Consider the following 15,375-nt stretch of genomic DNA (forward strand, 5'->3'; position numbering starts at 1 on the left):
GAGGTTTTTTGAAGCCCGTTGCCGGACTTCGTTGCCGACCACACACCCTGTCTGGCTTTTTTCATTTCAAGGAGGTATTCAATGAACGCAACAACAATTCAGAACACAAACACTAACACACAGCCTTGTTTCCGCAAGACCATCGACAAGACCACCTATATCGTGCGTGTCCATTTCAGCGAGACCGCAACAGAGACGATGGCGGACAAAATCAAGCGTATGCTTCGTGATGAAGTCCGTAAGATGTGAACTTTTTGTAAATTTGATTAAAAAGTCCTTGACAATTCGTTTCAGGTAAGACAGCAAAATCTATTCTGATCAGTTGTGGTGCAAGACTCGCACCCTTTGATATTGCGGAACTGCGGGAGCTTATGAGTTATGACGAACTGGAACTGGATCTGGTTGGTGACAGGAAAACTGCATTGTTTGTTATTATTTCAGATACCGATGATACCTTTAATTTTATTGTTTCTATTATGTACACACAGCTTTTTAATCTGCTCTGTGACAGAGCTGATGATGTATATGGAGGCAGACTTCCAATTCATGTGCGGTGTCTCCTGGACGAGTTTGCGAACATCGGACAAATTCCTAAATTCGAAAAACTGATTGCTACGATTAGAAGCCGGGAAATCTCAGCTTCTATTATTTTGCAGTCAAAGTCTCAGCTTAAGGCAATTTATAAGGATAATGCCGATACCATCGAAGGGAACTGTGATACGACCTTATTCCTGGGTGGAAAGGAAAAAACGACATTAAAGGAAATAGCGGAGATTTTGGGAAAAGAAACCATAGATCTTTATAACACATCGGATACGAGAGGCAGTCAGCGGTCTTATGGAATGAACTACCAGAAAACAGGAAAGGAGTTGATGAGCCAGGATGAAATAGCAGTCATGGACGGGGGAAAATGTATTCTGCAGGTGAGAGGTGTCAGACCATTTTTCTCAAATAAATACGATATTTGCAAACATAAAAACTACAAATATCTGTCCGATTATGACAAAAAGAATACCTTTGATATTGAAAAATATCTGAGTACTAATCTGATACTGAAACCAGAGGATGAAGTGGAATTGTATCAGATGTAACTTCTCGACAAATTGTCGGGAAGTGGATCATGGGAGGAAATCATGAATAATTTGGAAAAAAGGAACAGTCGGTATCCATCGACGAAAATGAATATACCGACTGTACGTGTGAGGGATTTTCCAAGTAGAAAATCCTATGCTTAGTGTAGCACAAAAGGCAGGGTTTATATAGTGTTTTCTTCCCTTTCTGGAAAAAATCTAAGAAAGGACTGGAAAATGTAAGTTTTCCAAAGGTACACTTATGGCATTTTTTACAACGGCAATTACGACCTTAAAAACATTGGTTTGTGCAATCGGAGCCGGACTTGCAGCCTGGGGAGTGATCAATCTGCTGGAAGGATATGGAACGGACAATCCGGGTGCAAATGCTCATGTACAGTAAAGAAGCAAACAACCGAAAACAAGAGATAGACCGCCAGCACCACACTATTCCGAACCAAAGAGCAAACGACAAGCACCATGGAAATGTGTATAACTTGCTATTCCGTTATGGAAAAGTCCGTTCACAGAACATGGAAAAGCTAAAGAGCAGCTTTCCCACATTCTGCAAACGGACTTTCCCACAACTCCATAAGATAGCAAGTTATGCACATTACGCACAGTGCCGACTGCTGCGGAAGCCCTCTCATTTCATTATCTATTCAAGAAAATAAATTATGAATTTTTTCTTAACACTACTGCGGTAGTGTTGACAACCGATTAAGAAAGGTGTAATGTGTAATCAAGCAGAAACTACTGCGGTCTTGTGGAAAGGAGGAAACAAATGGATATTAAACTTTTCGATTCAGAATTGAAAGTAATGTGTGTGCTTTGGAACGAGGGCGACACCACTGCAAAACACATATCCGACGTTCTGAAAAAAGAAATTGGCTGGAACATGAATACTACCTACACACTGATAAAAAGGTGTATCAAAAAAGGGGCGATTGAACGTTCCGAGCCTAATTTCATGTGCCATGCCCTTATTCCCAAAGAAGAAGTACAGGAAGCGGAAACAAAAGAATTGGTTGACAAGATTTATGACGGTTCAGTTGACAAACTGTTTGCAGCCCTGTTAGGCAGAAAAAAGCTTTCCGCTGAACAGATTCAGAAGCTCAAGCAGATTGTGGAAGATTTGGAATGAGGTGGTGTAAATGAATTTACTGCAAATGAGCTTTTCGGGGGCTGCTTTCATTACTGCGGTAGTGATTATCCGTGCGGTGGCAATCAATAAACTGCCGAAAAAGACTTTTCTTGTTTTATGGGAATTGGTGATATTAAGACTGCTTATCCCGTTTTCGATTCCGTCAATGTTTAGTGTTTATACGTTGGTAACTCATAGCATATCTTCTACAACATTGCCGGAAGCTGGAACAGATTACAACATTCCCACTATGCAAGGGCTGTTTGTTACGACACAGGGAGCAGAACAGCCGCCAGAGAATATTTTATCATCTGTTTCCATGTGGTTTATTGTATGGTGTGCAGGAATAATACTTATCGCATTGTTTTTTGTAATATCCTATTTGCGTTGTCTGATTGAATTTCGGACAGCTTTACCCGTCCACAACCATTATGTAGAAAAGTGGCTGGCGGAACGCCCATTGAAACGTCCAATTTTGGTAAAGCAATCTGATAGGATTTCCGCCCCATTAACTTATGGCATTTTCCGTCCTGTTATTTTGGTGCCGAAAAAAATGGACTGGAAAAATGAAAAACAACTGCAATATGTCCTCTCACATGAATATGTGCATATTTATCGCTATGATACTGTAACAAAGCTGATTGCGACACTTGCCCTTTGTATTCATTGGTTCAACCCCTTTGTGTGGGTGATGTATATTCTTTTTAACCGTGATATAGAACTGGCTTGTGATGAAAGCGTCATACGACAATTTGGAGAAAAATCAAAATCTGCCTATTCGCTAATGCTTATCAACATGGAAGCAACGAAAAGTGGGCTATTGCCATTTTGTAACAGCTTTAGTAAAAATGCTATCGAAGAAAGGATAACTGCTATTATGAAAACAAAAAAAACAACTATTTTTTCGCTGGTACTGGCGTGTCTGATTGTTGTCGGGGTAGCTACAGCATTTGCAACTTCCGCCCAAGCTAATAATAATCCAATTTTTGAAGAACAGGAGTACAAACCAATACATGCTTCCGAGAATGCTTCAGATTACGATACGGCGGCAGAACTGCCCGGCGGTAATATTGACTATGGGATATATGAAGAATATGGATTGATTTATGATAAGAATAGCAAGTGCTACACTTACAAGGGAAATGTTGTCCGATTTTTTAATGACCCAGTGGGCGGCGCAAGTTTTACCAATTTCTTTACGGGAACAGTGGATATTGAAGCGGAACGGGATACAAACGATAAACTTATTGGTATTCGGGAATGCACAAAAGAAGTTTATGACAGGCATACAGAAAAGTATGAAAATTCAGGACTTAAATCAATGCCCGCTGGCACTTCTACAGAAAATGGAGATATGATTAGAAATCATGAATCTTACAGCATGGAATCTGGAGATAAGACAGAAAACATGAATACGCTCCAAGATTATGAATCCTATGGCATAGTTTATCACCCAAAAGATGGGTATTGGTACTACAACGACCAGATAATTGGTATATTCATTGATACTAAAAAACCCATCATCTATTTTAATAACAGTGGCAGTATATATCTTTCCATTGCTGAAAATAGTGAAAATGGAGTTATGGAGATTAAGGAAATTTCCGAAGCGGAAGCACAAAAACTTTTACGGGATAATAATTCGGGCAATTCTGCTTCATTCACAGTAGAAACCTTGAAATAACAAGTGTCTTATAAACCATACGCCGTATTATGTGGGAGAAAGGGGGAACTATTTATGCCTTGCACAGAAGCATATAAGGAGCATATCGAGTACACCTTTAATGCCTTTTGCAGAGTTGTCATACACTATGCAGCAATCAACGCATGGCGTGACAGGGATAAACGGCGGCAAAGGGAAATATCCTTTGAATATCTCACAGAAGAAAAGTTTTATCCATTTTGTACGTCAGACACATATTTCATAGACCCTTACAAGCAATACCCTGTTACGATATGCGGTCAGAGGGTTATCCTCACAAATGGAAATCTTGCCGAAGCCCTGTCCTCTCTGCCAGAGAAAAAGAGGGAAATCATTTACCTTTATTTTTTCGGGCGTTACACACAGCAGGAAATCGGGGAACTGTACGGACGCTGCCGGAGTACGGCGTGGCATCACATACACAGTGCCTTGCAAATGCTGCATGAAGAAATGGAGGTGCTTTTCCATGAGGAATCCTAAACTTGTACCGTATGAAACCATTGTCCGGGCGACCAGCGGAGAGCCGGAAGCCATTGACGAGGTTTTGCGGCATTACAGCAAGCGAATCTGGCTTGCTTCCCTTGAAAACGGACAGGTCAACAAGGACACAGAGGACAACATTAAACGGCGGCTTATCGCTGCCCTGTTCCAGTTCCGCTTTGACGGACAGCCTACCTAACAGGAGGTGAGATTTGTCGCAAAAATAGTCATGCTTATATTTAACGACACAGAAGAAAAAGCGGTTGAGAAAGCCATAGCCGCCCTTGCTGATATGATACCGCTGGAAGCCATGCAGCCGCCCCACTCCCCCGTACTTACTTTTCCGGGATTGGAAATAAAATTGCACCAACGCCGGGTATTAAAAAACGGCACAGACATTCCCCTCACACGTTTAGAGTACGGCGCACTCTGCTGCCTTGCCACCAGTCCGGGGAGGGTATTCACAAAGGCGCAAATCTTTGAAGCCGTGTGGAGCCTGGAAAGCGAAAGCTGCCAGTCAAACGTGGCAAATGTGATATGCAATCTACGGAAAAAGATAGAGCCGGACAGCGGCAAGCCCACTTACATAAAGACCGTTTTAGGCGTGGGCTACAAGTTTGCTTCCGGGGAATGATAACAGAATAACCGCCGCCCATCAGCGGCAGCCAAAGACAGGAAATCAAGAAAAGGTTTCCTGTTTTTTTGCGCCCAAAACCAAGCCGGATTTTGCACCGCAATAAAATAATTCAAATACTTTTGGAAAACATTGCCTAAATTTTCTTTTTTCCCGTAGTAGGTAGTAAGGGGAAAAATAATTGCCGGAAAGTTTGGCATTTTTTGAAACCGTCCGTATATCACTGCAAAACGGAACTGATTCTTCCGTTTTTGTCAAATTCTGTTACGAAAACACGAAAAGAAATTCCGGGGAACTTTGCCAGATTTGCCTTGCCGTGCGTAGTAAGTAATAGAGGGAGAAATCCCGCCGCATAGCTGGCAGAATCCACGCCCCGCCCACCGGAGGTATCAGCAAAAGCCCACACAGAGGAAGCCGTCACTTTCTTAGAGCAAGATTCTACCACAGTACCAAATTTCGCTAATCGCTCATTTTGTCCTATGGGAATCTTGTTGGGGTTGCCACCCCAAGCCCGCCTTTTTGCGGCTTGCGCCGCTTGAAAAATCCCCGAAAAAATATTTTCGGATTTTTCAAAAAACACTTCCGCTTTGCCCCCTGTTTTTCTCCTATTGGTGAGAGGGCAAACCATAAAAAGAAAGGAGCTGAAAGCCATGAAAAGATACAACACGCCCCACCGCCACCGGGTAATCAAGACACGCTTGACCGAGGAAGAATACGCCGAGTTTTCCGAGCGTGTCACCCTCTGCAAAATGAGCCAAGCCGAGTTTATCCGGCAAGCCCTTATTAAGTCAAGCATACGCCCGGTTATCACCGTTTCCCCGGTCAATGATGAACTGCTTTCTGCCGTTGGGAAACTCACAGCCGAATACGGGAAAATCGGCGGCAACTTGAACCAGATTGCCCGCTGTCTGAATGAGTATGGCGCACCTTATAACGCCCTCTCCCAAGAAGTGCGAGCCGCCACAGCGGAGCTTGCCGCCTTGAAGTTTGAAGTCTTGCAGAAAGTAGGTGAAGCCGTTGGCAACATTCAAACATATCAGCTCTAAAAATGCCGATTACGGAGCTGCCGAGCAGTACCTAACCTTTGAGCATGACGAGTTTACCATGAAGCCCACACTGGACGGAAACGGGCAGCTTGTTATCCGTGATGATTACCGCATTTCCTCTTTGAATTGCGGTGAGGAAGATTTTGCAATCGCCTGTATGCGCTCCAATCTGAAATACGGCAAGAACCAGAAACGGGAGGACGTAAAGAGCCACCATTACATTATCAGTTTTGACCCCCGTGACGCACCAGACAACGGCTTGACCGTAGACCGGGCGCAAGCGTTGGGCGAGGAATTTTGCAAGACACATTTCCCCGGACACCAAGCCCTTGTATGCACCCACCCGGACGGGCATAACCACAGCGGCAACATTCATGTGCATATCGTAATCAATTCTCTACGGATTGCGGAAGTGCCGCTACTGCCCTACATGGAAAGACCAGCGGACACAAGGGAGGGTTGCAAGCACCGCTGTACGGACGCAGCTATGGAGTATTTCAAAGCGGAAGTCATGGAGATGTGCCACCGGGAAAACCTCTATCAGATTGACTTATTGCATGGGAGCAAGAACCGCATTACCGAGCGTGAGTATTGGGCGAAACGGAAAGGACAAGCCGCACTGGATAAAGAGAACGCTTTCCTTGCCGCCACAGGAGAACCGCCCAAACTTACAAAATTTGAAACCGACAAGGAGAAATTAAGGCGCACAATCCGAGCCGCCCTGTCCTCTGCTATCTCTTTTGAGGACTTCTCCGGGAAGCTGTTACAGCAAGGCGTAACTGTCAAGGAGAGCCGGGGGAGGTTGAGTTATCTCACGCCGGACAGGACGAAGCCCATCACCGCCCGGAAATTAGGTGATGATTTTGACCGTGCCGCCGTACTGGAAACACTCACCATAAACGCACAGAACGCCGCCAGAGCCGCCGAAACGCCCGCACCCAAACAAGAATACCCCCGCAGTATAAAAGACCGTTTACAGCGGAATAAAGCCGCTGTAAACACCCCGAAACAAGACAGCGTACAGCGCATGGTAGACATAGCCGCCAAGAAAGCCGAGGGCAAGGGGAAAGGATATGAGAAATGGGCGACCTTACACAACTTGAAGCAAATGGCGGCTACCGTGAGCGTTTACGAGGAATCCGGCTTTTCTTCCCCGGAAGAACTGGAAGCCGCCCTTGCCGCCGCCAGCGCAGAGCTGTCAAACGTCCATGCGGAACTGAAAGCCGTGGAAAGCACTTTGCGTGAGAAAAAGGACTTACAGAAACAGCTATTGGCGTACATCAAGACCAAGCCAGCCCGTGACGGATTGCGGGCGCAGAAAACGGAGAAAGCCCGGAGAGCTTACCGGGAGCAGCACGAAAGCGAGTTTATCATTTCCGAATCTGCCGCCCGGTATTTCAAGGCACAGGGAATCTCCAAGCTGCCAGCGTCCAAAGCATTACAGACCGAGATTGAGCAGCTTACCAAAGAGAAAAACGCCCTTTACAACGAGTACCGGGAGAAGAAAGCGAACGTCCGGGAATTGCAGACCGTGAAAAGCAATCTTGACAAGATATTACGCCGTGAGCCGGAACGGGGAAAGGGGCGGGAAAATGAACGGTAAACGCCCATACATGGACTACCCACAGTACAGAGCCGCCCGCCGCCTTGTGCATGAGTGCTGCAACTACGATAACGGCAACTGTATCTTGCTGGATAACGGCGAGCCTTGCGTATGCGTCCAGAGTATCAGCTATTCGCTTATATGTCGCTGGTTTAGGATAGCCGTGCTGCCGCTGGACGGGAAACTGGAAGCCGCCCTACTCCACCGGGCAGACAGGAAACGCTGTACCGAGTGCGGCGGCTATTTTCTCCCCAAATCAAACCGGGGGAAATACTGCCCGGATTGCGCCGGACGCATGAAAAGAATCCATGCCACACAGCGCAAGCGAAAACAGAGGGATAAATGTCACGCTTTAGGATATTCCAGACCCCCGTAAATCAAGGCTTTTTTGACCGCCCTCAAAGGGTATGCGATACATTTATCCTTTATCCCCGAAAATGCCGTTTTAACTGCGTAACAGAAGCCACAGACAGGAGGTGAGAACCATAACCGAATACATCACAGCCGACACCATCATGCCGCCGTTTTTCCGATACCCCCGTTTTCTGCTGAAAATGGACTTGTCACAGACCGCAAAGCTGCTTTATTCGCTGCTCCTTGACCGTTCCGAACTCTCACAGAAGAACGGCTGGCAAGACAATGAGGGCAGGACATACATTGTCTACCCTGTTTCGGAGATAGCGGAAATGCTGGATAAAGGCAGCACCGCCATAAAAGCCGCACTGAACGAGCTGGACGCTGCCGGGCTTCTGGTGAGGGAACGCCGGGGCTTTTCCGCACCGAACCGCCTTTATGTGAAAATACCGCAAGTGCCAGTGGTACAGTTTTCCGACCATATGACCGCCATACAGTCGGAAAAGCGACCCTCTGATAGCCGGAAAAGCGACCCTCATAAGGACGGAAAACCGACCTTTGCGTTGGACGGAAAACCGACCCCTAACCAACTTACTATAAACAAACTAAAAGAGAACCAACTAAAAGGAGCGAGTGGGAAGCCGCCCGCCCCGTTTGGCAGATACCAGAATGTTTTACTCTCTGAAAGCGAATATGCGGAGCTGAAAGAGGAATACCCGGACAGGCTGGAACGGCTCATTGAGGAAATGAGCGAGTTCATAGCTGCCACCGGGAATGATTATGTGTGCCATGCCGCCGCATTGCGCCGCTGGTTAAACCGGGAGAAAAAGGAGAACCCGAAAAAGGGAATCCCCGATTATTCCTACAAAGAGGGCGAGAGCCTTTGACCGCATAGACACAACGCCCCGTAAACAGGGCGTGAAAGACCATGAACAAGGAGGAACGATTTTATGTGTGATTACGATAACGCTATTTTCCGGCTTGCCACGGCACAGGAAGCAGAGCTGGAGGACTACACGGGCGAGGACGGGCTTTTGTATTGCGGGAGCTGCCGCCAGCCCAAAGAAGCCTACTTCCCGGAGGGCAAAACCTTTTTCGGACGTGACCGCCACCCCAAAGAATGTGACTGCCAGCGGAAACGCCGGGAAACGCTGGAAGCCAGCCACCGGGAACACAAGCACCAGGAGGAAGTGGAACGGCTGAAACGGACAGGCTTCACCGACCCGGCTATGCGGGAATGGACGTTTGAAAACGACAACGGGAAATGCCCCCAAATGCACAAAGCCTATTCCTATGTGGAACAATGGGAACGGGTAAGCACCGGGAACTATGGATTGATTTTGTGGGGGAATGTCGGCACAGGGAAAAGCTATTTTGCCGGGTGTATCGCCAATGCCCTCATGGAGAAAGAGGTTTCCGTGTGCATGACAAACTTTGCCCTTATCCTCAATGACCTTGCCGCCAGCTATAAGGACAGGAACGAGTACATAGCCCGCCTTTGCAGCTTCCCTCTGCTTATCCTTGACGATTTCGGCATGGAGCGTGGCACGGAATACGGGCTTGAACAGGTTTACAACGTGGTTGACAGCCGATACCGCAGCAGAAAGCCGCTGATTGTCACAACAAATTTGACACTGGAAGAATTGCAGAACCCGGAGGACACCGCCCATGCCCGGATATATGACCGCCTTACGGAAATGTGTACCCCCGTCCGCATTACCGGGGAGAATTTCAGAAAAGCCAGAGCACGGGAGAAAATGGAACGCCTTAAAAAGCTGCTGAACGGAAAGGAGATTTGCCTATGACCGACACGCCCAAGAAAAGCACCACCACCACCGCCCACCGCCCGGATTGCGTGACAGAAGTACGCCGGGGGAACACCGTCCTTGTGGTTTCCGGCTATTTCAAACAAGGAACTACCGCCACCGCCGCCGACAAGATGATGAAAGTGCTGGAAGCGGAAAGCGCAGCCGGGGGAACAGCCGCACACGCTATGTAATGCGATAAGCCTTAATAAAATAATGTGATATTTTTCGACATAAAGTAGCAAAAAGGACTGTACAGCAAGCCCCGCCCTATGGTATAATAAACCTACGGAATAGTGGGGCTGGCTGTCGGAAATGGAGGAAACCATGACAAGACAGACCACCCAAAAACTGATTACCGCCCTATATCCGAGATTGTCGCACGAGGACACGCTCCAAGGCGAATCCAACTCCATAAGCAACCAGAAGCGAATCCTTGAAGCCTACGCAAAACAGAACGGCTTTTCCAACCTCAAATGGTACACGGACGACGGATTCTCCGGGGCAAATTTCCAAAGACCCGGCTTCCAGTCCATGCTTGCCGACATTGAAGCGGGGCTTGTGGGAACGGTTATCGTAAAGGATATGTCAAGGTTAGGGCGGAACTACTTACAAGTGGGAATGTACACGGAAATGATTTTCCCACAGAACGGCGTCCGTTTCATTGCAATCAATGACGGCGTTGACAGCGCACAGGGCGAGAATGACTTTGCGCCTTTGCGAAATATTTTTAACGAATGGTTGGTGAGGGATACGAGCAAGAAAATCCGGGCGGTAAAACGCTCAAAAGGCATGAGTGGGAAGCCTGTCACAAGCAAGCCCGTGTACGGCTACCTCATGGACGAGGACGAAAATTTCATCATTGACGAGGAAGCCGCCCCCGTGGTGAAGCAGATATACAGCCTTTGCCTTGCCGGGAACGGTCCGACCAAGATAGCCCGTATGCTCACGGAGCAGGAAATCCCCACGCCGGGAACGCTGGAATACCGCCGGACAGGGAGAACCCGCCGCTACCACCCCGGCTATGAGTGCAAGTGGGCGGCGAACACCGTGGTACATATCCTTGAAAACCGGGAATACACGGGCTGCCTTGTGAACTTCAAGACCACCACCCAATCCTACAAATGCAGCAAGATTATCTACAACAGCGAGGACAAACAGGCAATCTTCGAGAACCACCACGAGCAGATAATCGACAGGGACACATGGGAGCGTGTGCAGGAGCTACGCAAGCAGCGCAAACGCCCTAACCGCTATGATGAAGTGGGCTTGTTCTCCGGCATACTCTTTTGTGCCGATTGCGGAAGCGTCATGTACCAGCAGAGGTATCAGACGGACAAGCGGAAACAGGACTGTTACATATGCGGCAGCTACAAGAAGCGCACGGCAGACTGTACGGCGCACTTTATCCGCACCGACCTGTTGACCGCCGGAGTGACCGAGAACCTACGGAAAGTCACCAGCTACGCCGCCAAGCACGAAGCCCGGTTTATGAAGCTGTTGACCGAGCAGACCGAGGACGGGAGCAAACGCCGGAACGCCGCCAAGAAGAAAGAGCTGGAAGCGGCAGAAAAACGGATTGCGGAACTCTCCGCTATCTTCAAGCGGCTGTATGAGGACAGCGTGGCGGGGCGCATATCGGACGAGCGTTTCACGGAACTTTCGGCAGACTACGAAGCCGAGCAAAAGGAACTGAAAGAGAAAGCCGCCGCCTTGCAGAGCGAGCTTTCCAAGACGCTGGAAGCCACGGCAAACGCTGAAAAGTTTATGAAAGTAGTACGCAAGTACACCAGCTTTGAGGAACTCACCCCTACCCTGCTGCGGGAGTTTGTGGAGAAAATCGTAATCCATGAATCGGAAGCACTGGACGGGAAACGGCGGGGGAAGCTCCGCAGACAGGAAATCGAAATCTATTACTCTTTTGTCGGCAAGGTAGAGCTGCCCGACTAAAGCCCGACCCGTCCGGCAGTCAGCCGGACAGGGAACGGCAAAATTTTTTACACTTCTTTTACTTCTTTATCTCACATGAGCAAAGTCACAAGGAATAAAACAGTTCATGGCTAATTAAAGGGAACAAAAAAGAAAGGAAAACCAATCCAGACGGTATCAGCGGCAGGATACAAGAATAAATTGTGATTTCACAAGATTGGTGCTATAATAAGAGAAAAGTTCCTGCCGGGGCAGCCGCCCCGGTGGTATGGATAGAAAGGCAGGAAAACAATATGCACATCAGCTATAAACCACTCTGGCACACACTGTTAGAGCGTGATATGAGGAAAGAGGATTTAAGGCTTGCTGCTGGTATGACAACAAATATGATTGCCAACATGAGCAAAGAGGGAAAGCACATCAGCATGGATACATTAGCCCGTATCTGCGAAACGCTGAATTGTGAGATTACCGATGTGATTGAGTTAGTACCAGACGAGCCTGCTTCCACAGGAGGTAAGGAACATGAGAGAATTGAAACCAAGAATAACGGAAAACGGAATTGATTATATCCTTGTCGGAGATTACTACATCCCGGACTTGAAACTGCCGGAGGAACACCGCCCTATCGGAAAGTACGGACGGATGCACCGGGAATATTTAAGGGAAGTCCACCCAGCCAGATTGAATACATTGATACTGACCGGAGAATTGTGGACATATCTTGCAGACCTGAACGAACAGGCACAGGAACGGTTAGACACTATCATGGAGCAGATGAAAGCCACCGAGGGCGTGACAGAGGAATTGAAGCGAACTCAACAAATGGAATGGGTGCAGCGTTGTAATAACATTCACAACCGGGCAGAAGAAATTGTTTTGCATGATATAATTTATTCATACGGGAGTAATTAAATCGGAGGTATATAAGATGATTGAAATTGTATTTGGTGAAAGTGCCTGTGGAAGTTTGAAAATTGCCCAAACTTATGGTAAGGGAAAGTATAGAGGAAGTGCAGTTTCGGTCTTTATGAGGCACGAAGATGGGAGTGTTCCATCTTCAGATGAAATGAAAGAAGCACAAATTCAAGCACAGGAACAAGAACATATTGCTTGGGAGAATGCTATTCCATTGGGAGGCAAGAGCAGTGATGTTTATTGTTTTGATATGGCTCTTAGTGTGGGAGATATTTCTGATAATGGAATTGGCGAACAGCGGAAAAATGTTCTCAAGAAAATGCTGTCTGTCTGGTTTGTAGAGGATTTAGACTATCAGGTTGAAGAAAAAATACAGAAAATTAAAACTACATTGTCTTCGGTTATTGAACGATATGTAGCTGGGGAAGAAGTTCGTATTTGGTATAGCTATAATCCGGATGAACTTTGCGGTATGTACTGGCTTATGAAACAACTTCGACCATTAAACTGTCAGACAACAATTTATTTGGTTAAGTTACCTGCCTGGGAATATGGAAAAGAAAATACTATGACATCCAAAATAGCATGGGGTGAGGTTTCTCCTGGCGAATGGGGAAAATATATAACTCTACAAGAAAAAGCTAAGCCTGTATTTCTTTCAGCTTGTGCTATGAAATGGAATCAACTTCAAAATGAAAATGCACCTTTGCGTGCAATGCTAAATGGTAAATTGCAAAGTGTTTCAGAAGATATATATGATAGTTTCATTCTTCGTGAAATTGCGGAACAGCCAGAGCAATTCAAAATGGCTATTGTTATAGGTAATGTTTTAGGAAAATATCAACTTGGAATTAGTGATGTATGGATTTCTAATCGCATTGATAAAATGCTTGAAGATGGTGTGTTGGAAATTATACAGGACGCACCAAAGGGAGAAACAAATTATCGCCGGATATTAAGAAAACGAATGAAATAATAACCACAGCAAGAACCGCTGCTACATGGAAGGCACCCCAACCATGCAACAGCGGTTTTTTTTACCGTTTTTTCCTCTGGCTGATAGGCGTTCCCATTTTCTTTGATTTTTTGAGAATCCGAATCAGCCAGCGAAATTCTTCGTCTGACAGATTTTTATAGTTGATACCGAGCTGCTTGCAGTAAAGGACAACCAGCTTTTCATCCCGGCTGCCCTTGAAATTTTCGACTGCTTCGAGATTTTCTTTCAATTCATCGGCAACGGTGGTCTGGGGCGCACTCTCACTGTCCTTTTTGTGGGCTTCCCGAATATCCCGGATAATCAGGTTGAGGTCATCCAGAACCATGTGACTGAAATACTCATCATCACTGATATGTGCGGCTTGCAGCACCTTCAAATGCGGGTCATCTTCGCCGGGGCGATACCGTTCAATGATTTCATGCCGGACGGTATCGACAAGGGCATTGAGGTTTTGAATCTGCATGGTGGCAATCCCGTCCACATAAATCTCAATGTCTGCAAGAAACTTGATAAAATCTTTATGTGTGGCAAGCTCACAGAGCAGACGGTTGTTAATCCGACCACTTTTCAAAAGTGCCACCATCTCATCATTCAAATGCAGCTCCGTTAATGGTATGTTGATCTGCTCCCGGTTCTCTGTCCGGCACAGTAGATAATCAACGGAAACCCCATAGAAGTCTGCCAGCGTGATAAGGTTGCCATGATTGATTTCCTTATAATCTTCTTTTTCATAATTTCCAAGAGCTGATTTGGAAATACCCGTCAGTTCTGATAATTCTTCCAGATTTAAGCCTTTGTCCTTGCGGAGTTCCCAAAGGCGTTCCTGTATGCTTGTTGCTCCTTTCATGGGCGCACGCTCCTTTCCGGCGGTTTCATTGCTGCCGCTTAACTGGATTATATCACACTTTCCGCAATCGTGGAAATTTCTGATTTTTACCCTTAATTCCTACTTTGTGGACATACGGCACAGGGCACAAAAATGTTCTATGATACAGGTAGTTCATCGATGGATTATTCCAATCGAATGACCAGCCTGTGTGGGATATGCTTCCCCGGCGATGTAGCGCCATGACTTTTGGCAGGGATATGGAGGAACCCTGACCGAAACGAGCGTACCAAAGGGAGCGATACGCCGCTGTGAGATTCAGGGGAGGAACGACACCGGGGAGAACTGGCGGACTGACACCGAAATGATACCGAAACACGACAATCTGATAGGGGGACAGTCTACCCTATCGCTGATACTTCGGGAGATTTTAGGCGGCTCTATGACCGTAATTTTGTCGAAAATCGCCCCGAAACCATACACTAAAACAGGAGGAAGCGCAATATGCCGAGAATGAGCAAAAAGAGGAAGCATGAGCTTTCCTTTTACCTCAATGACCGGGGGCGTGTCACTTACAACGAATTATGCCGGAAATGCCAGCATGGGTGCAAGCAGAGCTTCCGGGCGGTTGTGGTTGACTGCCCCCGTTATTTATCCAAACGAGCAAAGAAAAAGGAGGAACACACCGAATGAATTTTGAATTTATGACGATAGACACACCATTGCCGCCCTGTATGCCCTTTCCCATAGCGTTGACAGGATTTCCAGTCAGCAGCACCGCAAAGGTCATGTACTGCCGGATGCTGGACGCTATGCTATCCAAAGGGCAGGAGGACGAGAACGGAATCCTGTTTGTCTGCTTCCCTG

20 protein-coding genes and 2 pseudogenes are annotated in these 15,375 nt (G+C 46.8%); 20 read left to right on the forward strand and 2 right to left on the reverse strand.

Annotated features, from left to right (window positions below; all coding sequences use genetic code 11):
* The first annotated feature begins 81 nt into the window (after positions 1 to 81).
* From H8S54_RS12560 to H8S54_RS12595, 8 genes and pseudogenes are all read left to right on the forward strand, one after another.
* The gene (locus tag H8S54_RS12560; protein WP_082398699.1) at positions 82 to 249 is read left to right on the forward strand and encodes a transposon-encoded TnpW family protein; all 168 of its coding nucleotides are present in this window, start codon (positions 82 to 84) and stop codon (positions 247 to 249) included.
* 32 nt (positions 250 to 281) lie between these two features.
* Positions 282 to 1,091 (forward strand): annotated as a pseudogene (locus tag H8S54_RS12565) (VirD4-like conjugal transfer protein, CD1115 family); the annotation flags it as partial.
* A gap of 241 nt (positions 1,092 to 1,332) precedes the next feature.
* A complete protein-coding gene (locus tag H8S54_RS12570) occupies positions 1,333 to 1,473 on the forward strand; it encodes a Maff2 family mobile element protein (protein WP_118582610.1) in 141 nt (46 codons plus the stop codon).
* A 381-nt stretch (positions 1,474 to 1,854) separates the two neighbouring features.
* The gene (locus tag H8S54_RS12575; protein ID WP_008704785.1) at positions 1,855 to 2,214 is read left to right on the forward strand and encodes a BlaI/MecI/CopY family transcriptional regulator; all 360 of its coding nucleotides are present in this window, start codon (positions 1,855 to 1,857) and stop codon (positions 2,212 to 2,214) included.
* A 10-nt stretch (positions 2,215 to 2,224) separates the two neighbouring features.
* Positions 2,225 to 3,898 carry a M56 family metallopeptidase gene (locus H8S54_RS12580; RefSeq protein WP_020993729.1) on the forward strand — a complete coding sequence of 558 codons (1,674 nt, stop codon included), beginning with the start codon at positions 2,225 to 2,227 and terminating at the stop codon, positions 3,896 to 3,898.
* Positions 3,899 to 3,952: 54 nt separating this feature from the next.
* Positions 3,953 to 4,396 carry an RNA polymerase sigma factor gene (locus H8S54_RS12585; RefSeq protein ID WP_008704783.1) on the forward strand — a complete coding sequence of 148 codons (444 nt, stop codon included), beginning with the start codon at positions 3,953 to 3,955 and terminating at the stop codon, positions 4,394 to 4,396.
* On the forward strand, positions 4,383 to 4,595 hold the full coding sequence (locus H8S54_RS12590) for a helix-turn-helix domain-containing protein (RefSeq protein WP_186901607.1): 213 nt from the start codon (positions 4,383 to 4,385) through the stop codon (positions 4,593 to 4,595). Before H8S54_RS12585 ends, H8S54_RS12590 begins: the two co-directional genes overlap by 14 nt.
* A gap of 30 nt (positions 4,596 to 4,625) precedes the next feature.
* Positions 4,626 to 5,030, forward strand: a complete 405-nt coding sequence (locus H8S54_RS12595) for a winged helix-turn-helix domain-containing protein (RefSeq protein WP_044952027.1) — start codon at positions 4,626 to 4,628, stop codon at positions 5,028 to 5,030.
* A 220-nt stretch (positions 5,031 to 5,250) separates the two neighbouring features.
* On the opposite strand, the gene H8S54_RS12600 is transcribed toward H8S54_RS12595, so the two are convergent.
* Positions 5,251 to 5,610, reverse strand: coding sequence for a hypothetical protein (locus H8S54_RS12600; protein ID WP_147371180.1), 360 nt, complete (start codon positions 5,608 to 5,610; stop codon positions 5,251 to 5,253).
* A gap of 70 nt (positions 5,611 to 5,680) precedes the next feature.
* On the opposite strand from H8S54_RS12600, the gene H8S54_RS12605 reads away from it, so the two are divergent.
* The 10 genes from H8S54_RS12605 to H8S54_RS12650 all read left to right on the forward strand — a co-directional run bounded on the left by H8S54_RS12605 (position 5,681) and on the right by H8S54_RS12650 (position 13,661).
* Positions 5,681 to 6,076: a plasmid mobilization protein gene (locus tag H8S54_RS12605; RefSeq protein WP_004068264.1), complete on the forward strand. Its 396-nt coding sequence runs from the start codon at positions 5,681 to 5,683 to the stop codon at positions 6,074 to 6,076.
* Positions 6,048 to 7,679 carry a relaxase/mobilization nuclease domain-containing protein gene (locus tag H8S54_RS12610; protein WP_118797137.1) on the forward strand — a complete coding sequence of 544 codons (1,632 nt, stop codon included), beginning with the start codon at positions 6,048 to 6,050 and terminating at the stop codon, positions 7,677 to 7,679. The genes H8S54_RS12605 and H8S54_RS12610 overlap by 29 nt, the downstream gene beginning before the upstream one ends.
* The gene (locus H8S54_RS12615; RefSeq protein WP_118796995.1) at positions 7,669 to 8,055 is read left to right on the forward strand and encodes a cysteine-rich VLP domain-containing protein; all 387 of its coding nucleotides are present in this window, start codon (positions 7,669 to 7,671) and stop codon (positions 8,053 to 8,055) included. The genes H8S54_RS12610 and H8S54_RS12615 overlap by 11 nt, the downstream gene beginning before the upstream one ends.
* A gap of 121 nt (positions 8,056 to 8,176) precedes the next feature.
* Complete coding sequence (locus tag H8S54_RS12620; RefSeq protein ID WP_330600184.1) at positions 8,177 to 8,920, forward strand: replication initiator protein A; 744 nt, start codon at positions 8,177 to 8,179, stop codon at positions 8,918 to 8,920.
* Positions 8,921 to 8,983: 63 nt separating this feature from the next.
* Positions 8,984 to 9,838: an ATP-binding protein gene (locus H8S54_RS12625; protein WP_118796996.1), complete on the forward strand. Its 855-nt coding sequence runs from the start codon at positions 8,984 to 8,986 to the stop codon at positions 9,836 to 9,838.
* Positions 9,835 to 10,032: a transposon-encoded TnpW family protein gene (locus H8S54_RS12630; protein WP_186901608.1), complete on the forward strand. Its 198-nt coding sequence runs from the start codon at positions 9,835 to 9,837 to the stop codon at positions 10,030 to 10,032. The genes H8S54_RS12625 and H8S54_RS12630 overlap by 4 nt, the downstream gene beginning before the upstream one ends.
* A gap of 133 nt (positions 10,033 to 10,165) precedes the next feature.
* Positions 10,166 to 11,788 (forward strand): recombinase family protein, encoded by a 1,623-nt coding sequence (locus H8S54_RS12635; protein ID WP_118796998.1) that lies wholly within the window; start codon positions 10,166 to 10,168, stop codon positions 11,786 to 11,788.
* A gap of 272 nt (positions 11,789 to 12,060) precedes the next feature.
* On the forward strand, positions 12,061 to 12,333 hold the full coding sequence (locus H8S54_RS12640; protein WP_002593556.1) for a helix-turn-helix domain-containing protein: 273 nt from the start codon (positions 12,061 to 12,063) through the stop codon (positions 12,331 to 12,333).
* Entirely contained in the window at positions 12,293 to 12,682 is a 390-nt protein-coding gene (locus H8S54_RS12645; RefSeq protein ID WP_009296082.1) for a TnpV protein, read from the forward strand. The genes H8S54_RS12640 and H8S54_RS12645 overlap by 41 nt, the downstream gene beginning before the upstream one ends.
* 16 nt (positions 12,683 to 12,698) lie before the next feature.
* On the forward strand, positions 12,699 to 13,661 hold the full coding sequence (locus tag H8S54_RS12650; protein ID WP_014078537.1) for a DUF3658 domain-containing protein: 963 nt from the start codon (positions 12,699 to 12,701) through the stop codon (positions 13,659 to 13,661).
* 61 nt (positions 13,662 to 13,722) lie between these two features.
* On the opposite strand, the gene H8S54_RS12655 is transcribed toward H8S54_RS12650, so the two are convergent.
* Positions 13,723 to 14,529, reverse strand: a complete 807-nt coding sequence (locus H8S54_RS12655; RefSeq protein WP_117505910.1) for a helix-turn-helix domain-containing protein — start codon at positions 14,527 to 14,529, stop codon at positions 13,723 to 13,725.
* A 483-nt stretch (positions 14,530 to 15,012) separates the two neighbouring features.
* On the opposite strand from H8S54_RS12655, the gene H8S54_RS12660 reads away from it, so the two are divergent.
* On the forward strand, positions 15,013 to 15,201 hold the full coding sequence (locus tag H8S54_RS12660) for a hypothetical protein (protein WP_025544156.1): 189 nt from the start codon (positions 15,013 to 15,015) through the stop codon (positions 15,199 to 15,201).
* Positions 15,198 to 15,375: pseudogene (locus H8S54_RS12665) on the forward strand (DeoR family transcriptional regulator); the annotation flags it as partial. The gene H8S54_RS12660 and the pseudogene H8S54_RS12665, both read left to right, overlap by 4 nt.

The sequence above is a fragment of the Blautia segnis genome, from assembly GCF_014287535.1.
GTDB classification, from domain to species: domain Bacteria; phylum Bacillota; class Clostridia; order Lachnospirales; family Lachnospiraceae; genus Blautia_A; species Blautia_A acetigignens.